We start from the raw sequence: 20219 nt of genomic DNA, 5'->3' as shown, positions 1-20219 counted from the left end.
CCGCCCGCTGGGCATCAGTGACCGACAACGGCGGAATCCTCGGACCCGGACGACTCATGCCTGACCAACGACGAATCTCTGACTCAGGTCACTAGTACTCCAGCTGTAGATCGTGATCAGCCGTCAGCCGTCAGCCGTCAGCCGTCAGCCGTCAGGCGTCAGCCGTCAGCCGTCAGCCGTCAGGCGTCGAAGCGGTGGCGGGCGGCCTCGATGTGCCCGAAGTAGCGGTGCGTCCAGTCGCACATTCCGTCGACGGTTGCGCGTAGGCCCTGGCCCGGCTCGGTGAGGGTGTATTCGACACGCGGCGGGACGGTGGGGTGCACGTTTCTCTCGACCAGACCGTTGCGCTCCAGCATGCGCAGGTTCTGGGTGAGCATCTTGTGGCTGATGCCCTCGATCTCGTTCCGCAGTTCGCTGAAGCGCAGGGTGCGTTCACCGAGAGTCTCGATGATCAGGAACGCCCACTTGTTGGCAACGTCGGAGAAGATCTCTCGCGCCAATGAGTCCGCGCGCCTGAGGTCTGCTTCCTCGGATGGGCCCTTGATCTGTTTGGTCACCATCAGGTTCCCCAGTCACTGGAAAGTGCGTTCTTCCATGTCAGCCACCACTCTCCTACGGTTCCTGAGTAACCACAAGAGACCGAAGGCGCCTTGGCCGGGTGGACACGAGCCCACAAGCGCTCAGGACAAGGAGGCAGGCAGCATGGCCATCAACCTGGTAAACCCGAGTGGATTGCCCAAGATCGATGTCTACCGGCAGGTGTCGATCGCAACGGGGTCGAAGCTGGTCTTCATCGCCGGCCAGGTCGCCTGGGACGCCGAGGGGATCACGGTCGGCGAAGGCGACCTCGCCGGGCAGGTCGAGCAGTGCTACCTCAATATCGGCACCGCTCTGGCCGAGGCCGGCGGCTCCTTCGACGACGTGGCGAAACTGACCTTCTACGTCGTCGACTGGACCCCCGACAAGATGCCCCCACTCTTGGAGGGCGTCTCCCGGGCGTCCGCGAAGCTGGGCATCACCCCGGTCCCGCCGGCCACGCTGCTGGGTGTTGCGGCCCTGGACGTCCCCGACCACCTGGTCGAGATCGAAGCCACCGCGATCCTCGACTGAACAGATGCCCTTCGCCCACTGAGCACGGAAGTGCCAACGAGGGTGCTCAGTGGCCAGCCGGCCTGCTCAGCACATCAGGTCTGGTGTGCGGCTTGCCGACGGTAATGGCCGACTCGGGACCAGCCTGATGGCGTCGCCGCCAGTCGGACCAACTCAGCCAGTGGGCGTCGTCGTGCACGGGGCGCACGGCCAGGGCGACGAACACGCGCCGGATTTCATTGCAGCTGAGCGGGATCAGCTCCTCCGGGGCGGGGTGCCGGGCGTGCTCATCGGCACGGACGGCACGCCCTGGCTGTCGGCGCCGCGCAGGGAGCACACGCCGATCATCGCTCCGCGGCGGCCGCCCGCTCGCCAGGCGCCGGCCATCTGCAGGAGCAGGTCCAGGGTCGGCACCAGGACCAGCACCCGCCGCGCGGCGAGACGGTCGGCCGCCGCCACTCCGATCAGGGTCTTGCCGGAGCCGGTGGCGGCGATGACCTGCGTGCGCAGCCCCTCGAACGGGATGCCCTGTCCGGGCTGTTCGGAGAGACGGTGCAGCACCGCGTCGACCGCTTCGACTTGATGCGGGCGAAGAGTGACGGTCACGACGGTGGTCCTCCTGGTCAGGCAACTGCTCTGGTGACTGGGCGGGCGGGCGGCCGTGTGCCTGGCAGTGGACGACCGCCCAGCTGGACTGTGCAGGGCGGGCGCGCCGGTCCCTAGGCGTCCGTGGGCCCCGTGAAGCGGCCGCCCTCTGTTCTACGGGCCCCGTGACGGCCGCGCCCGGGGCGCGCCTCGTTGGCCGCGCGGACCTGCGACGCCAGATGCAACGACTGTCCGCCTCGGCCGGGCTCGCGCCCCTTGGCGGCGATGCCCCAGCGCGACAACTGCCTGCGGGCCGAACCGGCCGCCGATTCCCCCGTGAACCCGAGGTAGGCGGCCACCGCTGAGACGGTCCACAACTCCTCTGACGCGGGCGTGGGGGAGGAGGGAGTGTCGGGCATTGGTCCTCTTCGTTTCCGGTACGGGCCGGCTGGCGAGCAGTGAGCTTCAAGTACGACACTCCATAATGCCTCAATGCGAGGCGTTATGGAGGCGCTTGCGGGGAAGCCGACAGACCTCCCGCCTTCCGCCTGCTGCCGCGCCACCCGTCCCACGCGTGAACCTGTCAGCCGCCGGTCAGTTTCGGAAGTAGGGGAGGGCAGGCCGCGGCGCTCAGTTCATCGCCAACCTCGACCTGTCCACCCGCCGTGCCGCCGGCAGCCCCTTCAACACCCCCAACTCCGCCACCTTCTGCGGCGGCGACCACACCGACTACCCCACCCGCGCCTGTCCTGTCCCGAGGTGGCCCACCATCACCAGGCCGTTCCCGAGGCACACGTTCGATACATGGCCTGCTGGCCTTTTCGTTGGTTCTGTGGATGGGGTGGGTCTGTGGGTGGGAGTCTGGTGATGTGTCGTATCAGCCTTCGAGCTCCTCGGCCGGATCGGCGACCTGACAGGGCGTGGGCGTAGTTCGCCACCGCCTGCCGGAGTTCGGCGATCATGAGGCCACCGTCAGCACGATCTTGCCTTGGATGTGGCCCTGCGCGGCTCGCGTGTGTGCGCTGACCGCTTCGGACAGCGGGTAGGTGCTGTCCACCCCGACCTGGAGCTTGCCCTCGTCGAACAGGTGCCCGATCTCGGCGAGCTGGGGGCCGTTGGAACGTACCTGAATGTTCGAGACGGTGATGTCCAGACGCGTCGTCTCTTCCGGGTCGTACTGGGCGAAGAACACCGGAAGCATGGTGCTGCCGCGCTTGAGCACGGTCAGGAAGCGTGAGCTGTCCGGGCCGCCGACGGTGTCGATCACCAGGTCGACGCCGCTGACCACGTCCGCTGCCTGCGTTGTGGTGTAGTCGATGAACTCATCGGCGCCGAGCTTGCGCAGGAACTGCTCGTGCCGGCTTGAGGCCACCGCGATGACGTGTGCTCCCTTCCCTTTCGCCAGCTGCACCGCGAAGTGGCCCACTCCACCGGCGGCCCCGTTGACCAGCACGGTCATCCCTGGCGTGATCGGCACCGGCTGGTGCACCTGGCCGGTGAAGGGAGACGGCACGTCGTGGCCGAGATCAACCAGGTACTGCCAGGCCGTCAGCACGGCCATCGGCGCCCCGGCCGCCTGTACATGGTCGATACCGGCTGGCTTGTGAGCCAGGTCAGAAGCAGGCGCGGCCACGTACTCGGCGTACGTCCGGCCGTCGAATCCGGGGAACCGCAGCATGCCGAAGACCTCGTCACCGACGGCGAACCCCAGCACGTCCGGAGCGACCGCCTGGACCACGCCCGACATGTCCGTTCCGGGGATCAGGGGGAACTCCAGCGCCGGCCTCATCTCGGCCGGCATGACCTTCATCCCCTCACGCAGGTACCAGTCCGGCGGGTTGATGCCCGCCGCGTGCACCCGGACGAGCACCTCGCCCGGGCCGATCTCGGGAACCGGTACCTCGTCGTACCGCAGAACTTCCGGCCCGCCCGCTTCGTGGAACTGGATCGCCTTCATCACGCCTGTCGCTTTCTCGGGGAAACGTTGCTCCTTCAGTCAAAGCCCGGGACGGCACGGCCGTCCAAGACCGGTTCGGCAACCTGATCATTCCGAAACGGCATGACGCATACCCTGCAAGGGTGAACGATCTCGGACAGGACCTGGAACTGCGGCTGGTGCGCTACTTCACCGTGGTGGCGGCGCACCAGCACTTCGGCCGGGCCGCCGCCGAACTGCACGTGGCCCAGCCGGCGCTGAGCCGCCAGATCCAACGGCTCGAGAAATATCTCGGCGCACGCCTGCTGGACCGCACGCCCCAGGGCACCCGGCTCACTCCGGCCGGCCAGAGCTTCCTCCCCCGGGCCCAAGCCCTGCTGCAGGCCGCCCGCCAGGCCGAGCTGGCCGTGCGTGAACAAGCCGAGACCCAACGAATCGCCATCGGCTACGTCGAAGACCTGGTGATCACTGCCGCCGTACGGGAACTGCGCCACCGCTACCCCAACACCGAGATCGCCACCCGGCATCTGAACTGCCGCGACGTCGGGGCACTGTCCGACAAGCGCGTCGACGCCCTGATCGCGCGGGCCCCGCTGCCGCTCGTTGCCGACGACGTGTTCACCACCCCGCTGTACGAGGAGCCCCGGATGCTCGTGGTCCCGCGCGGCCATCCCTTGGCCGACCGCGCGTCGGTGACCGCGGAAGAACTGGCCGGCGAAGAGGCGGCGCCGTGCGCGTCCGAGACCGCGGACTGGGCTTCCTACCGGATCCTCGGGGCCGGCGTGCCGCCGATCGAGAGCTACGAGGACAAGCTCGAACTCGTTGCGAGTGGCAGGGCGATCGCCGTGCTACCGGTCGGCGATCGGCGTAGCTCACTGCGTCCCGACCTCGTCACCGTCCCGATCGAGGGCGCTCCCCCCAGCCAGGTCGTCCTGGTCAGCCGCAAGGGCGCCCCGAATCCGATGATCAGGAATCTCCGGCTGGCCGCGAAGGCCGTCCTGACCGCCCCGGCATCCTGACCGGGACCAGGCCGGGCAATGACCATGGGCGGCAGGTTCACCACGGCCTCCGAGTGAAGGTCCGCTGGCTCACCGCAGGCTGAACACCGCTCGACGCGGGAACTGCCCGTCTTGTTGCCAACTGCTCTCGGGAAACGACAATGGCCTGTGCTCTCCTCGTAGAGGGCACAGCATCCTGAGCAGTCCGGGGCGCTGGAGTACGTCAAGGCCATGTACTCCAAGTTCGTCTCCACCATGGGTGAGTCCAACTACAACCGCGAGCTCTACCGCACCGCCTGGATGCACCTCATCCGCTCCCAGGCCTTCGCCAACCTGTGGTGGAAAGCCCACCGCGTCTACGCCGAAGGCCTCACGGTCGTCCGCGCCATGGGCACCGACGAACTCCACGTCATCGGCGACTGGCGCGCCGTCTTTCCCGAAGGACGCGGCGTGACCGAAGTCAAGGTCAAGGAGGTCTGCACCGTCGGCCACGCCGATCCCGCACCCCAGGAAAAGACCTGACATGCCCGAGAGGAACCTCGGCTTCGGCAAGTTCGGCGCGCGCGGCATCAAGGGCCACGAAGCCGTCGCCCGCCAGTTCGACGCCCTCGCCGGGTACATCGCCACCTCGATCACCGCCCGCCTGCACTACCTCACCCGCACCGACCACGCCCGCATCGCGGCAGGGGACGCAGGCCTGACCGCCGCTCCCCGCACCATTAAGGCCTGGCTCGCCGGCACCCGTTCACCCTCCCGCGCCGGCCTCGCCGCGATCGAGCGGGCCTATCGCGCGGTCCGCCGGGAGAACGTGGCCCGCTACCTGCTCGCCCGCCTCAACCGCGACAGCCGCGGCACCCGCGTGGAGATCCACCCGCTCAACCAGTCCCAGGTCACCCGCCCGCATAAGCCTTCGCCGCATGATCCGCAGCGAGAATCGGTTGCCATCGGAGCCCTGAATCCCGCCGATCATCGGTTCAATCATTCGCGCATGGAATTCGAACTCACGCCGCCCACCGGTCTCGGCGCCCTGGCCATCGGCATGCCCCGCGAGGCAGCAGACCGGGCACTCGCCTCGTTCCGAGACCCCTCAGCGATCTCGGAATCAGACCAGTTGGGCAGGTTCGTCTTCCGGCCATGCGGCCTGATGGTCAGCGTTCACTGTTCGCGCGGTGAGCTCGAAGCAATCGAGCTGGGCCGACCCGCCAGCGGCCAGGACATTGTCCGGTTCCGCGGCATCGAGGTCTTCGGCCTGCCCGCTGCCGAGGTAGTCACCCTGCTGCGAGGACTCGCCACGATCACCGAGGCCGAGGACGACCCGGCCTCCTTCATCGCACCAGACCTTCTTCTCAGCTTCTGGCGCCCCTTCGAAGCGGACGACGAACCCGACGAAGAACAGGGTTACTACTTCAACTCGGTCCTCCTGGCTCGACCCGGCTACTACGACACACCCGCTGAAGCCGCTGCCAGACTTCGCGCAGCTGGACACCAGGAGCCGTGACCTGACGAGCGTTCTGGCTGGTGACGATCCACCCGTTACCACCGCCTATCAGAGTGGAAGGGCCTCATCAACCACGGTCTTCAGGTCTGCCGGCAGATCAGGTGAGTCCCGCCAGTTCTGGGCAATCAGCAAGAGCGCGACCCATGCGTCACGCGCCTCGGCGTTCGGCTGCCCGGAAAAAAGCGCGTCCAGCACCCGCCTGGCAAGACCGTCGACAACCTCATACAGGGCATTCGAGACCTTGCTCACGTCATCCAGAGGCGAGCCCGCAGCATGGGACGGTGCACCGTCGAGGCGGATGGTGACTGAGGCAGCCGAGTACGTCCTTCCATGGAGGAAGTCACGAAGGCTGCCAACTTGATGACGAGACGGCAGAACCGGCTGATCAGGACTCTGAGACACACCGTCACCCTATTTGAAGCGGGACCGTCGCTAACGTTCCTCACACAGCAGCGAAGCCCTGAACTGCAACGAGGCCACACAGACCCGAGATAACCGGTGCGATCGTCGCGTACATCGAGGCTTGAAGGCTTGGCGAGCGCCGGTGCCACGCACCGGACCACGAGGACCCAAGCCGGCCTGGCCTAGGCGCTGTTTCCCGGATCATGTGCGGAGCCAGATCATGAGGGCTGCGAGGGCGACGGCTCCGAGGTAGATGTATCCGCGCTTGCCATAGCAAGTGGCCACGCCCGGGACCCCGATGCCCCTCACTGCAGGGCTCCTGCGCGGCGGCCCTCGGTGAGCAGCGCTTCCACCAGTTGCGATTTCACGCCCGGCGCCAGGAACGTGAGAGGTTCGGCGGTCTGGTTCCGGTGGATCTCCATGCGGTGCGCTCCCATGTAGAGGTCCACGACCGTTGTCTGCTGGATACCGGTCACGTCGCTCCAGGCCACGGAATCGGTCACCCGGCCGAAGCGGTTGGTCACGGCCACCCCCTCCGCCAGGAGGTAGCACCGGTTCATGCCGAGCCGGGCGGTCAGCAGACGCCATCCGAACGTCACGGTGTAGACCGCGATCACCACCGCCGTCGTCCAGGCGAGGTTCCCGTCGACCTGGTCGGGGGTGAACACGGTGAAACCGGCCATGAGGACCCAGGCGATCAGCAGGAATCCCCGGAGTATCTGCAGCAGGGTGCCCGCCAACGGGGTCATGAGGGCGTAGTCCCCTCGGATCGGACCGAGGCCCAGTCCGGACACGCGAGTGCGCACGATTCCCCCATCAGCCAGATCCGGTCCGAGCCCTGACATGCGGTCGGCAAGGCAGGGCATACCCCTGCGCACGAGGGATCGAACAGGCTTGACCTGGATCGTGCCGGCTGGTCCCAGCGCGGGGGCACGCAGGCGGGACTGGCCGACGCGGTCGTCGCGGGCATCACCGTGTACGAGGCCGCCGTCTTCCCGCTCACGCCCAGCGGCGTCAGCGAAGCCGAACAGATGGCCCGCTGAACCGTGGCCTACCGGCTCGCCACCTACCAGGCCCTCCCCAACACGGTCCGGGTTGCGGCGGCCGCAGCACTGGAACCAACGACGCGGGACGAAACGCAGGGCGGACGCCGACGACGGAACGATCGCGAGCTGGGCCGGGTCGGCCCACCCCGTCAGGATGCGGGCGCAGTCACGGGCTGTCGGGCGGTCGCACTCCTCCAGAGCCGTCATGTCCCGGAAGGAGTAGCCCAGTTGTCGCGGCAGGCGGTCGAGCAGGACGGGCGGACGGTGCAGTCGTGCGATCGCGGCTTCGGCCTTGCTGATCTCTTCCTAGGCGCTGCTTCTCGGGTCTCCCGACGTGGGTGGGGTGTTGGGGTCAGGCTGGCGTCATGGGCCGTGGGGATCTGACGAATGCGGAATGGGCTCGGCTGGAGTCGCTCTTACCTCCTGGTGGTGTACGGGGAGGTCGGTGGAGCGATCACCGTCGGGTGATCAACGGGGTGTTGTACCGGGCGAGGACGGGAGTGCAGTGGCGGGACCTGCCGGAACGGTTCGGGCCGTGGGAGACGGCCTATAAGCGGCATCGTCGCTGGTCAGCCGATAGAACGTGGAAGATGCTGCTGTCTCGCATCCAGGCCGCCGAGGATGCCGTGAGCGGGATCGACTGGGACGTGTCGGTGGGCTCGACCGCGGCGCGGGCTCACCAGCATGCCGCCGGCGCGCGGAAGGCGCCGCCCGCCCCGGTTGCTCAAAAGGGGACCGGCTCGGGGACGAACCTGGTCGATCCGGTCCTGCGGAAACTGGCCGTCCGGCTGGAGGAGGTGGTCAGATCGGCGAATGCCTGGGACGCTCCCGCGGCGACTTCACCACCAAGATCCATCTCGTCGCCGACGGACGGTGCCGACCTCTCGCCTTCGTCCTGACACCCGGACACCACGGTGACGGCCCCCAGCTCGAGCATGTGCTGGAGCGGATCTCCGTGCCCCGGCCAGGAGTCGGTCGGCCTCGCACCCGGCCCGACCGCGTCTTGGCCGACAAGGCCTACACGTCCCGCAGCAACCGACGCTACCTGCGAAGACGCGGAATCCGGCACACCATCCCCGAACGTCTCGACCAGCAACGACACCGGCAGAACCGAGGATCGCAAGGCGGCCGGCCCACCGGATTCGACCGCGAGCACTACAAGAAGCGCAACACCGTCGAACGTGCCATCAACCGACTCAAAGGCTTCCGCGCCGTCGCCACACGCTACGAGAAACGCGCCTACATCTACCTCGGAACCGTCGCCCTCGCAGCCCTCATGATCTGGCTCCGCACATGATCCGGGAAACAGCGCCCTAGGGTGTGTCCGCAAAGTCGTTGGCTCGTTGGTTGGTTCGTGGTACGTCGTCATGAGTTGACTGATGAGTCGTGGGCGGTGATCGAGCCGTTGCTGGCCCCTGCCCGGATGGGTCGGCCGGTGCGGGACCGTCGCCAGGTGGTGAACGGGATTGTGTGGAAGCTGGCCACCGGGGCGGCCTGGCGGGACCTGCCCGAACGCTACGGTCCGTGGAAGACCGTCTATGAGCGCTTCCGTCGCTGGTCGGCCGACGGGACCTGGGACCGTCTGCTCGCCCACGTCCAGCAGCACTCCGACGCCGTGGGGGCCGTTGACTGGTCGATCGTGTGCGTCGACTCCACGACCGTGCGGGCCCCACCGGCATGCCGCCGGGGCCCGAAAAGGGGGACCTGGCCGGGCGAGGCGATCGGCCGGTCCCGCGGCGGACCGACCACGAAGATCCATCTCGCCTGCGACGGTCAGGGACGGCCACTGGCCTTCACTCTCACCGCCGGCAACGTCAACGACTGCACCCAGTTCGAGCAGGTGATGGCCCGCATCCGCATCGAGCGGTGCGGGCCGGGCCGTCCGCGCACCCGGCCCGTCCTGGTCGCCGCGGACAAGGGCTACTCGTCCACGAAGATCCGTACCTGTCTCCGCGGCCGGGGCATCAAAGCGGCGATCCCCGAACGGATCGACCAGATCAACGGCCGCATCAGCCGCGGGGAGAGCCGGTGCCGGTTCAACCGCGCGGCCTACCGCCGCCGCAACGTCGTCGAACGCTGCTTCAACCGGCTCAAGCACAACAAAGCCCTGGCCACCCGCTACGACAAACGCGCCCGCCACTACCAGGCCCTGGTCACCATCGCCTGCCTACGACTCTGGCTCCCCTGACTTTGCGGACACGACCTAGCCCGGACGGCGACAAGACCCCGGAGCCGCTGCCTGTCCCCGACCCTCAAGACCGATGGGCGGCGGCTCCGGCTCGCGGAAGGGGCGGCACCCTTGTGTGGGGGTGCCGCCCTTTCGTGCATGGCGGCGCATACATCCGAGCCCGCCCGGCCGCAACCATTCCCGCACCTCGCGGGTCACACCTGTGCAGCACGGCGGGCCGGGACCCTCCCGGCGCACGGGAAGGTCCGGGGCGGATGGCACGAAGATCATGGGTGCGCGCGGTCGCGACGGCGGTGGGCGCGCTGGCGCTGATGGCGGGGCTGTTCGGCACGGATCCGGCCCGCGCCGACGCGGCGGACGGCGCACGAGGGATGACGGTCCGGTTCGTCGAGCACGAGCTCTTCATCGGGACGGAGCCGGCGAACGTGTTCGTGGCCTACCGGTGGAAGGTGGCGGGCGAGAGCGCGGCACACCACGTTCACCTGGCCGTCGACCTGTCCGGAGTGGCCGACTTCGCCGAGCCGGCACCGTCGGAGCACTGCGACGGCAACCTCTGCACGCTGGACCTGCCGTCCGCCACCTCGGACTACCACGCCATCACGCTGGTGCCGAAGCCCGGTGCGGCCATCGGCAGCAGCGGCACCTTGAGCGTCTCCGGCACGGCGTCGGACGCCACCGTCACCGGCGACCACGTCACCCTGACCAACGGCAAGACGCAGCTGAAGGTGAGCGAGTCCGCCGAGCAGCTGGACCAGGTGCCGGGCGACATGCTGACCTTTCCGCTCGACGTGTGGAACACCGGCCAACTCCCGGCTGCCCAGGGGGTGGAACTGCGGATCGACACCACGGCCGGGCTGCACCTCCAGGGCTCCTGGGCCAACTGCCGCGACGTGTCCGCGAGCAGCCGCGGGGGGCACATCGTGCACGAGACCCTGTGCGACTTCCCCACCCCGGTGGAGCCCGGCCGGCAGTACGCGTTGTCGTCACCGCTGCGGGTCAAGGTCGGCGACGAGGCCCTGCACGACAAGATCTACTACGACGTCACCCCGCTCGCCGACGCCGCCCCGGCGAACGGCCCCGGGACCCCGCTGACCCTGGTCCCCGATGGCGCGACGCCGTCCGACGGGAACCACGAGCCGTCCTTCACCACCTACGTCGACAGCGTCAACCACGCCGACTTCGCCGTCACCGGGGACACCGCCACCGGGCGGCGCGGCGGTCACGCCACGCTGCACGTCACCGTGGTCGACCGGGGGCCGGCGTTGGTGGAGGACCTCCTCGACGACGAGACCGGCCTCTCGGTCCTCGTCAAGCTGCCGCCGGGCACGAAGGCCACGAAGATCCCGCACGACTGCTACCCGCCGGGCACGGACGGGTCGTACCACGGCCCCCGGCTGGGCTGGACCACCTACGAGTGCTACTTCGGCGACCCCGCCCCGGGAGACAGACACGTCCTGTCGTTCACCTTCGCCATCGGCCCCCGTACCCCGGCCGTCTCCACGGGCCAGATCCAAACGCAGGAGTTCTTCGAGGGCTTCGACCCCGACGCCTCCAACGACAGCGCGCCGCTGACCCTGCGGCTGGCGCAGAACGGCTCCGTCTCGGGCGGCACTTCGGCAGGGTCCGGGCCGCTGGCCGGCACCGGATTCGGCGGCGGCTGGATCGCCTGGGCGGCCGGCGCGCTGTCGCTGGCCGGCGGCGCGGCCGTAGCACTTTCCCGACGGTCCCGCGCCGGGAACTGAACCGTCGTCCGGAGGGCCGGAGGGACCTCCGGACGGGTCCGGGGCGGAAGCCGTCGGAGACGGTTGCCGCAGCCGCGCCCGCGACGGCCCGCTCTGCGCCGACCCGACGTAGCGGCGCCGACGAACAGCGGCTTGGGGGAAAAGGGCGGCGGGGTTCGGACGGGTGTGCGACCCTCCGGGGCGTGAGTGGATCTTTCAGGGTGCACAGCGTCTTCGCGGCGGCGCTCGCCGTAGCCCTGTTGCTGTTCGTCGCGGTCACCTGGCTGCCCGGACCGTCACCGGGGGACGGCACCGGGTGGGCGGTGATGGTCATGGTCGGGGCCGTCGTCCTCGTGCCGGTGGCCGTCGTCGTGCGGCTACGGCTGAACGACGTGGGGGTCGAACTGTGGCCGGTCTTCCGGAAGGAGCTGCCCCGGCCCCTGCGCCGAGTGCTCCTCGGGCTGGTGCTGACGGCCGTCGCCTCGTTCGTCCTGTCGTTGGCCCACGGCGACCCGGAGCTGTCCGGCCCGAAGGCGTACGGCGACCGGTACTGGGCCGAGTACGGCCGCAACCATCATTACAGGGAAGTCGAGTTGACCAGGGCCGAGTACGAGGTGGCCGTCGAGGACTCGCAGCGCGACGTGCTCTCCTTCGCGAGCTGCGTCGCATCCGTTGGCGCCTGTGTGGCGTTCACGGCCCGCGAGAACTTCCGGGTGGACCGGTGGTCCTAGGTGTATTGATCACGAGCGTCGTTGACACTTGCCGGGCTTGATCATGGCGAAGACCTCCGATGTGGTGGAGTTGTCTAAGGGCTGTCCCGTAATCCCCGGTGGATCAGCGCGCGGCGTCAGATGCGGTGCATCGCAAGGCGGAAGGTCATTCTCATACTGGGCGTATTCGGGCGATCCGACAATGCGGCGAGGTGCCGTAGCTGTCGTCGCGCGCCCGCCGGGGATTACGGGACAGCCCTTAGGAACACACCGCACGGAGGTCTTCGTGTCCCACCGCAATGCCCGGCTGACCGTTCATGGCAGGCGACTGCTCGTCGAGCGTGTCCGCGCAGGTCGGCCCGTCGCGCATGTGGCGGCCGAGATGGGCGTCTTACGCGTCACGGCCCACAAGTGGATAGACCCCTGGGCCGCCGGGCCGGCCGGGCCACCCGTAGCCGGATGGGCTTCGACTACGTCCACTCCGCCGTCGACGACCACTCCCGCTTCGCCTACAGCGAGATCCACAGCGACGAGAAAGCCGCGACCTGCGCGGGCTTCCTGACCCGCGCGGCCGCGTTCTTCCATGCCTGCGGCATCACCCACATCGAGCGGGTCATGACCGACAACGCCTGGGCTTACCGCAAGAGCGTTGCCTGGAAGGCCGCACTGGCCAACCTCGGCGCGACCGGCAAGCTCACCCGCGCCTACCGGCCCCAGACCAACGGCAAGGTCGAACGCTTCAACCGCACCCTGCCCGACGAATGGGCCTACCTACGGCCCTACATCAGCAACCAAGAACGAGCCGAAGCCTTGGCAGACTTCCTTCACACCTACAACCACCACCGCTGCCACACCGCACTCGGCGGACAGCCACCCATCACCCGCGTCAACAACCCTGCGGGTCAATACACACCCGGCTGAGCATCTACGCCGTCGCCGAGGTCCTGCGCTCCTGGTGCATCTGACCTGGGCGACGGGCGTACGCCGGTCCCGGCTGATCGCGTCGGCGCCCGCCCGCGTACGGCGCGCCCCGACGGGTCTGCGAGGATGTCCGGCGGCGTCCGCACCGGGCCCCGCAGCGCTGCGCGGGTCCGGAAATGCGCAGGCGGCGACGGGCGGACGGGGTCGGGACCGGCGGGCAGGAGAGCGGAGTGGTGGGGGACGTGCCGGAGTACCCGGAGTACGTTGCCGCGGCGGTGTTCGCCGTGGGCGTCGTCGTCCATGCCGTGCTGGCGCCGCACCGGTTCTCCACCGCTGTCCTGTTCTGCCTCGCGGTGACGTCGGCCGGGCTCGGCGGGGCCGCCCGCAGTGCGGAGACTCACCCCACCGTCGTGACCGTGCTCGCCGTCGCCGCCCTGCTCATGACCCTCGCGCTGGGGCTGCTCCTGCTGGTCGACAGCATCGTCCTGGTCCGGCGCTACGGACCGCAGGCGTCCCTGCTGGCCACCGGCGCCGCCGGCTGCGCCCTGCTGGCGGTGCTCGGCCTCGACGCGGTCGTCCAGACTGCCGGGGGCGAGGTGGCGGGTGCCCTCATGGTGGCGGTGAACGCGGCCGCCGGATACCTCAGCCTGCTCTTCCTCGCCTTCACCGTCTACGTGTTCGTCCAGGGCCGCAGCACCCCGCCGCCGGAGACCACCCATGTCGTCGTCCTGGGCGCCGGGCTCAATGGCGACCGGCCCGGTCCGCTGCTGCGCCGCAGACTGGAGCGGGCCCTCGCGGTCGACGACGCCGGCGCACCGGACGCAGACGGTGTGGTGTTCGTCGTCTCGGGCGGCCAGGGCGACGACGAGGTGCGCTCCGAGGCGGACGCCATGGCCGACTATCTGCGCGCACGCGGGGTGGCTGCCGACCGGATCGTGCGGGAGGACCGCTCCGTGAACACCGGGCAGAACCTCCGCTTCAGCGCGGCTCTCATGGACCGCACCGCTTCCGGGCACCGTGCCACGGTGGTCACCAGCGGCTTCCACGTCTACCGCACGGCCCTGCTGGCCCGTCGCGCCGGCGTCCTTGTCCACGTCGTGGGGGCGCCGACCTCTCCCGCGTACTGGCTCTCCGCGACCCTGCGTGAGTTCGCCGCCGTCCTGTGGTTGGACCGGCTGCCCCTGATCGGGCTCAGCCTGCTGCTGGCGGTGCCTGTGGCGACAGCGACCTTCCAGCGCTGAGCCACGCCGACCCTGCCGCCCCGGGCAGCAGGGTCGGCGTGGCTTCGTCAGCAACCCGCGCCCGCGCCGAACAGCGGGGGTGGCCGCTGGCTGACGGAGCTTGCAGGTCACAGCGCGATCAGATGATATCTGAGAGCTTCGTGGACGATCTGCTCTGCATTGAAGTCATCGGGACTGGGATTGACTTCTCCGGCCAGGATGCGGCCGTCGAAGGTGCCGATGATAGCGACGCTCTGCCGGCGACAGCCTCCTCACCGAATTCCTTGAGGAGTTGGGCTGTACCAGTGGCGACCGACGACCCCGCGCGCGTCACTCCCTGGCCTCGGGACCGGGGGTCCTAGAGCGATCTAGCGCGCGGCGAAGGCGGTGACGTATCCGGACGGTCAGGGGTGGTCGTCCGCTGGGAGGGGAGTCGGTGCGTCCGGTGCGTGCGCGCGTGTCGGCGATCTGCGCCGGAGTGAAGCGGCTGGCCCAGGAGACGGTGTCGTGGCGGATCCAGTAGTGGGATTGGCAGGGGTAGCTCCAGTTGCCGACGGAGGGGGAGAGGCTGACGGTTGTCCCGTCGAACGTGAGGGACCAGTCGGTGGGGCTGAGCGGGGTGACGACGGTGCTGCCGCATCCGCAGGCGCACAGATGGACCGCGGTTGTGAACGTCAGTGACACGTACAGAACGCCGCGTTCCAGGGGCTCGGGGATGTAGTCGACGAAGCGGTGGGTGAGGCGGACCGGTTTCACGGGGTGTCCTCGTTGGTGAGCACGTTGCCGTCGATCTGATAGACGCTGTGCATCTCCTCCTCCAGGTCCAGGTAGAAGCCCTGGAGCTTCTTCCACTTGATGACTGCGAGGACGGCGTTGAGCGCGTTGAGGTCGACGATCTGGATGTTGCGGTCATAGGCGTTGGGACCGGATCCGTCGGCGAGCGGGATGCGCTGGTTGCGGTGGACGTGCTCCCGCGGGGACGGAGTGCTGGCAGTGACTCGGACCAAGCCCGAGAGCCGGCCGTCGTCCGTCTCGTACATGCCCATCCCGACGTCGATGAACGGGACCTGGCCCTGTTCGAGATGCTCGACGATCAGCCGGCGCGCGCCGTTGTCGTCCACGCAGACGAAGACGAAATCCGAAGAACGCAGTCCACCGACATTCGCGTCGTCCACACGGACCGGATGGGCGACGACCCCGTCCCGCATGCGGGAGTAGAGAGCCGCGTAGTGCTCGGCTTTGTTGGGGGAGCCGGCCAGGTCCTCGGGAGCCGTGGCGCCGGGGGAGCGGAACGGGTTGTGCTGCAGAAAGACGTCGCCGTCATAGAGGTGGATCTCGGCGACGTGCGTCTTGGCGACGAGGTCGAGGACGTGACTCCCCCTGCCGCCCAGACCCACGATGGCGATGCGATGTCCTGCCAGGCGTGCCGCAGCCGTGCCGATGCCGGCCCGGCCGGTGGCGGTGTCGGCGTAGCGGAAGACGGACCTTTCCCCGGTGATGCCAGGGACGGAGAAGGTCGTCGCGGTCGCTTCTGGGTCCAACTGCTGGGCAGGGGAGGCCAGGATGGCGATGTAGGTGGTCATCTTCGCGTGGTAGTCCGGGTATCCAGCGGCCGGCTTGCTGGAGAAGACGAAGTCGATCTCGACATCCTGTGCAGGCGTCTGGCGGCCCCGGCTGTTGATGAGAGCTTCCAGAGGCTGCCCGAGACCGTCGCACGGTTCGAGGCCGGTGAACATGGCCACGTGAGTGTTGGGCGCCACGGTCACGTCATTGGACAGGGACAGCTCCGACACCAGGGTCCCGTACCGCACGGTGCGACCGCGGTCCAGGTAAGGGACATGGTGCACCAGCAGCATCCCGGAGCGGATCTCTACCTCGTACCCCTCGTCCACCAAGCGCTTCAGATCGGGGCTACGACTTGTCAGTGGCGGTGACACTGAGCACCGTTCCGTTCTTGATGTGCACGTCGGCACCTGCGGTGAGGGTGCCCTCGGCGGGCTTCTGGTGGGCATGCCGATAGCTGACCGTGATCAGTACGTTGGGGCCGGTGGGCACCTGGGTGAAGGCGGGCGTTTCCTCGAGCCTGCGGCGAATGAGGTAGCCGACCACAGCGACGACGACGCTCGCCCAGAAGGTATCGGGTGTGTCAATTTAACGGCTGATCTTGGTTGTTGAAGGTCAGTTGCTGCTCGGGGTCAAGCGGCATTGACCGCACTGGGGGCCATGACAACGACGCATGAAGTCGCCCGGCCGCAGGTTGGGCGGGGCCTGCGCCTGTTATCGGACCCGCGTGGCCGGGGTGCTGAGAGGATCCGCAAGGTTCTGCGGCGGGCCGGGTGCACTGAGTTCAGCGACGTGGAGGACGAGTTCGCCGTCGATAGCGGGCAGGACGGTGCACTGCTCCTGGTGGCTTGCACAATCGACGAGTCGGCGGCAGCAGAGCGAGAGCTACGGCGCTACCGGCAGGCGCTGACTGACGTGGTACGTATCGAGTCGCCGCCCGCGGACCGCACCAGGTTGCTGGTGTGGGTTTCGCGGGCGGTGGCGCAGGCGAGGGCGCCGGCGCTCGACAGGTCGGGCCTTGCTGCTGGGGCTCGTCTGTTCACCCGTCTGATCTGCTGTGATGGCGGGGCGCTTGGAGTCCGGTGAGGGTGTGCGGGGGTCGCCGTCTACGTCGGCCAAGCCCCTCTTTCCGTCCCTGAAGGAGCTCCGCCATGCCTGAACGCAACACCGCCGTCCGTAGCCTGCGCGATCTTGGTCTGGCGGCCCTCCCGTCGCCGGCTCCGCCTGGTCTTCGAGTGCGTCGCTCGTGGTGGGGTGGGTTGCTGCGGGCGCTGGTGGCAGGTCTCGTCGTAGTGGCCGGCCTGGCCCTGCCCATGGTGGCTCCGCAGCCCGCCCAGGCCGTGCCGCCCGGCACCTACGCCTACGTCACCAACTTCAACGCTGACACGGTGTCCGTGATCAACACAGCGACGAACACGGTGGCGGTCACGGTTCCCGTCGGCGATGCGCCGTGGGAAGTGGCGGTGTCGCCGGACGGCACCCGCGCCTACGTCACCAACCGCGCCGATGACACGGTGTCCGTGATCAACACCGCGACCGACACAGTCGTCGCCACCGTCCCCGTCGGCCTTGAGCCCCTGGGGGTGGCGGTGTCGCCGGACGGTACCCGCGCCTACGTCACCAACTTCAGCGCCAACACGGTGTCCGTGATCAGCACGAACATCAACACCGTCGTGGCCACCGTCCCCGTCGGCGCTGCTCCCATCGGGGTGGCGGTGTCGCCGAACGGCACCCGCGCCTACGTCACCAATTCCGACGCCGACACGGTGTCCGTGATCAACACGGCGACGAACACGGTCGTCGCCACCATCCCCGTCGGCGGCTTCCCGTTCGGGGTGGCGGTGTCGCCGAACGGCACCCGCGCCTACGTCACCAATTTCAACGCTGACACGGTGTCCGTGATCAACACGGCGACGAACACGGTTGTCGCCACCATCCCCGTCGGCGATGCGCCCCAGGGAGTGGCGGTGTCGCCGAACGGCACCCGCGCCTACGTCATCAACGCCGACGACGACACGGTGTCCGTGATCAACACGAACACCAACACGGTCGTGGCCACCGTCCCCGTCGGCGATGCGCCTCGAGAGGTGGCGGTGTCGCCGGACGGCACCCGCGCCTACGTCACCGACGCCAACGCCGACACGGTGTCCGTGATCAACACGAACACCAACACCGTCGTGGCCACCGTCCCCGTCGGCGACCTCCCGTTCGGGGTGGCGATCGGGGTCGTGCCCCAGCCGGCGCTGACCTGCGCGACCGCCACGGCCACCATCACCGGCACCAACCGCAATGACGTCCTGACCGGCACCCCCGGCGACGACGTGATCTTCGCTCTCGCCGGGAACGACGTGGTCGACGGCCGCGGCGGCAACGACCTGATCTGCGGCGGCGACGGCAACGACGTGCTGTCCGGCGGCGACGGCAACGACCGCGTCGAGGGCGGCAACGGCAACGACACCCTCACCGGCGGCAACGGCAACGACGCCATCGAGGGCGGACCCGGCAACGACGCTCTCAACGGCGGACCCGGGACCAACACCAACAACGGCGGAACCGGCCACAATGCCTGCACCAACCCCACCACCGGAACCGGCTGCAACACCTGATCAACGATCACCAGAAACGGGCCCCGGCACGTCCCTCGCCGCAGCAGCGACGACGCCTGGGGCCCGTTTTCGACGCTCCGCGACACAGCCCGTCAGGGGGCCTGCTTCGCGCCGGGTTCTGGAGGCACTGGCCGTCGCGCTCGCAGGCCGCGCTGGCACCCGGCTGGCCGTAACACTGCACAGTGCGGTCAGCCGGACAACGCTGCTGCGGCTGCTGATGGCCCTTCCTGATCCCTACTGGGAAGCGCCCAAGGTGCTCGGGGTCGATGATTTCGCCACCCGCCGCGGGCAGCACTACGGGACCGTGCTCATCGACTGCGAGACCCGCAAACCGCTCGCCCTGCTGCCAGGACGGGACGCGCGGACGCTGGCCACGTGGCTGCGTGAGCATCCTGGGATCGAGGTGATCTGCCGGGATCGTGCCGGCTCCTACGCTGAGGGCGCCCGCGCTGGGGCCTCACAGGCAGTCCAGGTCGCTGACCGCTTTCACCTGTGGCAGAACCTTGGCACCGCGGTGGAACAATGCGTGCGCTGGCACGCCGTCTGCCTGCGGTCACCCGGCTCCGGCCTGGGTGAACTGCCGGATATTGAACCGCCGTCGGCAAGGGAGATGTCGCCGATCGAAGCCCGTATCCGTGAACGTCACGCCATCGTCCACGCGCTCCTCCATAAGGGCCATGGCATTCGGGAGATCGCTCGTGAGTTACACATGGGTGGAAACACGGTCCGCCGATGCGCCCGCGCGGCAACTCCTGAGGAGTTGCTCGGCGGCCGACAGCAACCTCGGTCAAGCCAGCTCGACCCCTACAAGTCCCACCTGGACAAACGCTGGGCAGAAGGGTGCACCAACGCGATCCAGCTCCACTCCGAGCTCCAGGACCTCGGCTACCGCGGCAGCTACCAGATCATCAGCGACTATCCACGGCCACGACGCCGACGCCGTATCCGCGTCGTCGGGCCCGCGCCACCAGGACTCCGACAAGTCACTGGGTGGATCATGCGGCACCCCGACCGGCTCTCGGAGAGTGAGGGAAAACAGCTGACCGAAGTCCTTACCCGTTGCCCGGAGCTCGAGGCGGCCCACCGCCTCGTCCGCAGCTTCGCTGCCATCCTCACCACTCGCACCGGCCAGCATCTGAAGGACTGGGTCTTCAGCGCGCGAGCCGAGGAGCTTCCGGGCCTCCACTCTTTCGCCACCGGCATGGAGAAGGACTCTTCACCCAGAGGACCATGCATCGCTTGAGGACATCACGCTCCATCTCCAGCTCGCGGATCCGCTTGTTCTTCTCCGCCGCATCCCGCCGCAGCCGCTCCAGCTCGGCCCGCTCGGCTTCGCGCAGCCGCCCGCCCGGTGCGGGCTCGGCAGGCTGGTCGGACGACGCCGATCCGTTGCGCCGCCACCGCGACACCCAGCTGTGCAGCGTGCCGGAATGCACACCGAGCTCCTCGGCGACCTCCGGGATCGGCCTGCCCGTCTCGATCACAATGCGTACAGCACCCTCACGAAACTCAGGCGTGTACGTCCGTTGCTTGGACCCCATGAACCCCAACTTCCCCTGCAATCACGGACTCCACGCTACGAGGGGAGGGACACGCGAGGATTGTCAGAGGCCATGTTCACCATTCTCTCAGGTACAGGGGCCCGCTCCGGAACTGGCCGGAAACAGATGTGCCGCGGGTGGGAACCGATGGGCCGCGGGCGGTGTAGCAAGAGTGTGAGGACGCGGGAGGGGGGC

Annotated in this window: 19 protein-coding genes and 3 pseudogenes; 12 read left to right on the top strand and 10 right to left on the bottom strand. The window is 68.5% G+C overall.

All coding sequences use genetic code 11. The features are described from left to right. Positions 1 to 179: 179 nt before the first annotated feature. The gene (locus tag ACFYW9_RS36360; RefSeq protein ID WP_099498680.1) at positions 180 to 560 is read right to left on the bottom strand and encodes a helix-turn-helix domain-containing protein; all 381 of its coding nucleotides are present in this window, start codon (positions 558 to 560) and stop codon (positions 180 to 182) included. A 142-nt stretch (positions 561 to 702) separates the two neighbouring features. On the opposite strand from ACFYW9_RS36360, the gene ACFYW9_RS36355 reads away from it, so the two are divergent. Further along, the gene (locus ACFYW9_RS36355) at positions 703 to 1110 is read left to right on the top strand and encodes a RidA family protein (RefSeq protein WP_389159390.1); all 408 of its coding nucleotides are present in this window, start codon (positions 703 to 705) and stop codon (positions 1108 to 1110) included. Between the two features lie 234 nt (positions 1111 to 1344). On the opposite strand, the gene ACFYW9_RS36350 is transcribed toward ACFYW9_RS36355, so the two are convergent. The 3 genes from ACFYW9_RS36350 to ACFYW9_RS36340 form a co-directional block, all read right to left on the bottom strand. Then, positions 1345 to 1695, bottom strand: a complete 351-nt coding sequence (locus ACFYW9_RS36350; protein ID WP_389159389.1) for a DEAD/DEAH box helicase family protein — start codon at positions 1693 to 1695, stop codon at positions 1345 to 1347. A 113-nt stretch (positions 1696 to 1808) separates the two neighbouring features. After that, a complete protein-coding gene (locus ACFYW9_RS36345) occupies positions 1809 to 2093 on the bottom strand; it encodes a hypothetical protein (RefSeq protein WP_389159388.1) in 285 nt (94 codons plus the stop codon). 539 nt (positions 2094 to 2632) lie between these two features. Continuing rightward, positions 2633 to 3631 carry an NADP-dependent oxidoreductase gene (locus ACFYW9_RS36340; protein ID WP_389159391.1) on the bottom strand — a complete coding sequence of 333 codons (999 nt, stop codon included), beginning with the start codon at positions 3629 to 3631 and terminating at the stop codon, positions 2633 to 2635. A 122-nt stretch (positions 3632 to 3753) separates the two neighbouring features. On the opposite strand from ACFYW9_RS36340, the gene ACFYW9_RS36335 reads away from it, so the two are divergent. The 3 genes and pseudogenes from ACFYW9_RS36335 to ACFYW9_RS36325 form a co-directional block, all read left to right on the top strand. Next, complete coding sequence (locus ACFYW9_RS36335; RefSeq protein WP_389159387.1) at positions 3754 to 4629, top strand: LysR family transcriptional regulator; 876 nt, start codon at positions 3754 to 3756, stop codon at positions 4627 to 4629. A 192-nt stretch (positions 4630 to 4821) separates the two neighbouring features. Continuing rightward, positions 4822 to 5130 (top strand): annotated as a pseudogene (locus ACFYW9_RS36330) (transcriptional regulator); the annotation flags it as partial. A 1-nt stretch (position 5131) separates the two neighbouring features. Then, a pseudogene (locus ACFYW9_RS36325) lies at positions 5132 to 5515 on the top strand (transcriptional regulator); the annotation flags it as partial. A 639-nt stretch (positions 5516 to 6154) separates the two neighbouring features. Here the strand turns inward: ACFYW9_RS36325 and ACFYW9_RS36320 are convergent. After that, positions 6155 to 6355, bottom strand: a complete 201-nt coding sequence (locus ACFYW9_RS36320; protein WP_389159386.1) for a hypothetical protein — start codon at positions 6353 to 6355, stop codon at positions 6155 to 6157. Positions 6356 to 6813: 458 nt separating this feature from the next. After that, positions 6814 to 7314, bottom strand: a complete 501-nt coding sequence (locus tag ACFYW9_RS36315; RefSeq protein ID WP_389159385.1) for a hypothetical protein — start codon at positions 7312 to 7314, stop codon at positions 6814 to 6816. Positions 7315 to 7919: 605 nt separating this feature from the next. Between ACFYW9_RS36315 and ACFYW9_RS36310 the strand changes: the two genes are divergently transcribed. From ACFYW9_RS36310 to ACFYW9_RS36285, 6 genes and pseudogenes are all read left to right on the top strand, one after another. Next, a protein-coding gene (locus tag ACFYW9_RS36310) for an IS5 family transposase (RefSeq protein WP_389159384.1) occupies positions 7920 to 8851 on the top strand; the annotation gives its coding sequence in 2 pieces (ribosomal slippage) (positions 7920 to 8321 and positions 8324 to 8851; 930 coding nt in all). Between the two features lie 57 nt (positions 8852 to 8908). Next, entirely contained in the window at positions 8909 to 9742 is an 834-nt protein-coding gene (locus ACFYW9_RS36305) for an IS5 family transposase (RefSeq protein ID WP_389159383.1), read from the top strand. A gap of 254 nt (positions 9743 to 9996) precedes the next feature. Then, positions 9997 to 11484 carry a hypothetical protein gene (locus ACFYW9_RS36300; protein WP_389159382.1) on the top strand — a complete coding sequence of 496 codons (1488 nt, stop codon included), beginning with the start codon at positions 9997 to 9999 and terminating at the stop codon, positions 11482 to 11484. A 182-nt stretch (positions 11485 to 11666) separates the two neighbouring features. Further along, a complete protein-coding gene (locus ACFYW9_RS36295) occupies positions 11667 to 12194 on the top strand; it encodes a hypothetical protein (protein ID WP_389159381.1) in 528 nt (175 codons plus the stop codon). A gap of 265 nt (positions 12195 to 12459) precedes the next feature. Further along, a pseudogene (locus ACFYW9_RS36290) lies at positions 12460 to 13094 on the top strand (integrase core domain-containing protein). 233 nt (positions 13095 to 13327) lie between these two features. After that, positions 13328 to 14335: a YdcF family protein gene (locus ACFYW9_RS36285; protein WP_389159380.1), complete on the top strand. Its 1008-nt coding sequence runs from the start codon at positions 13328 to 13330 to the stop codon at positions 14333 to 14335. Positions 14336 to 14644: 309 nt separating this feature from the next. On the opposite strand, the gene ACFYW9_RS36280 is transcribed toward ACFYW9_RS36285, so the two are convergent. From ACFYW9_RS36280 to ACFYW9_RS36270, 3 genes are read right to left on the bottom strand one after another with little or no spacing between them, the layout of a single operon-like run. Then, positions 14645 to 15070: a DUF6527 family protein gene (locus tag ACFYW9_RS36280; protein WP_389159379.1), complete on the bottom strand. Its 426-nt coding sequence runs from the start codon at positions 15068 to 15070 to the stop codon at positions 14645 to 14647. Beyond that, complete coding sequence (locus ACFYW9_RS36275; protein ID WP_389159378.1) at positions 15067 to 16251, bottom strand: ThiF family adenylyltransferase; 1185 nt, start codon at positions 16249 to 16251, stop codon at positions 15067 to 15069. Before ACFYW9_RS36275 ends, ACFYW9_RS36280 begins: the two co-directional genes overlap by 4 nt. Further along, positions 16226 to 16423 (bottom strand): hypothetical protein, encoded by a 198-nt coding sequence (locus ACFYW9_RS36270; protein WP_389159377.1) that lies wholly within the window; start codon positions 16421 to 16423, stop codon positions 16226 to 16228. Before ACFYW9_RS36270 ends, ACFYW9_RS36275 begins: the two co-directional genes overlap by 26 nt. A gap of 605 nt (positions 16424 to 17028) precedes the next feature. Between ACFYW9_RS36270 and ACFYW9_RS36265 the strand changes: the two genes are divergently transcribed. Together ACFYW9_RS36265 and ACFYW9_RS36260 are read left to right on the top strand one after the other, a co-directional pair. Next, the gene (locus tag ACFYW9_RS36265; RefSeq protein WP_389159376.1) at positions 17029 to 18483 is read left to right on the top strand and encodes a beta-propeller fold lactonase family protein; all 1455 of its coding nucleotides are present in this window, start codon (positions 17029 to 17031) and stop codon (positions 18481 to 18483) included. 217 nt (positions 18484 to 18700) lie between these two features. Then, positions 18701 to 19726: a transposase gene (locus tag ACFYW9_RS36260; RefSeq protein WP_389159375.1), complete on the top strand. Its 1026-nt coding sequence runs from the start codon at positions 18701 to 18703 to the stop codon at positions 19724 to 19726. Here the strand turns inward: ACFYW9_RS36260 and ACFYW9_RS36255 are convergent. Further along, complete coding sequence (locus ACFYW9_RS36255; protein WP_389159374.1) at positions 19635 to 20024, bottom strand: transposase; 390 nt, start codon at positions 20022 to 20024, stop codon at positions 19635 to 19637. The two genes, ACFYW9_RS36260 and ACFYW9_RS36255, sit on opposite strands and share 92 nt — an antisense overlap. Between the last annotated feature and the right edge of the window lie 195 nt (positions 20025 to 20219).

It is taken from the genome of Streptomyces sp. NPDC002698 (assembly GCF_042888945.1).
Lineage (GTDB): Bacteria > Actinomycetota > Actinomycetes > Streptomycetales > Streptomycetaceae > Streptomyces.
This window is presented reverse-complemented; position numbering and strand designations above follow the sequence as displayed.

Bases quoted from the DNA above. Each gene is read 5' to 3' on its own strand.
- ACFYW9_RS36300 (WP_389159382.1), top strand. From the start codon at position 9,997: ATGGCACGAAGATCATGGGTGCGCGCGGTCGCGACGGCGGTGGGCGCG.
- ACFYW9_RS36340 (WP_389159391.1), bottom strand. From the start codon at position 3,631: ATGAAGGCGATCCAGTTCCACGAAGCGGGCGGGCCGGAAGTTCTGCGG.
- ACFYW9_RS36260 (WP_389159375.1), top strand. From the start codon at position 18,701: ATGGCCCTTCCTGATCCCTACTGGGAAGCGCCCAAGGTGCTCGGGGTC.
- ACFYW9_RS36255 (WP_389159374.1), bottom strand. From the start codon at position 20,024: ATGGGGTCCAAGCAACGGACGTACACGCCTGAGTTTCGTGAGGGTGCT.
- ACFYW9_RS36360 (WP_099498680.1), bottom strand. From the start codon at position 560: ATGGTGACCAAACAGATCAAGGGCCCATCCGAGGAAGCAGACCTCAGG.
- ACFYW9_RS36355 (WP_389159390.1), top strand. From the start codon at position 703: ATGGCCATCAACCTGGTAAACCCGAGTGGATTGCCCAAGATCGATGTC.
- ACFYW9_RS36345 (WP_389159388.1), bottom strand. From the start codon at position 2,093: ATGCCCGACACTCCCTCCTCCCCCACGCCCGCGTCAGAGGAGTTGTGG.
- ACFYW9_RS36265 (WP_389159376.1), top strand. From the start codon at position 17,029: ATGCCTGAACGCAACACCGCCGTCCGTAGCCTGCGCGATCTTGGTCTG.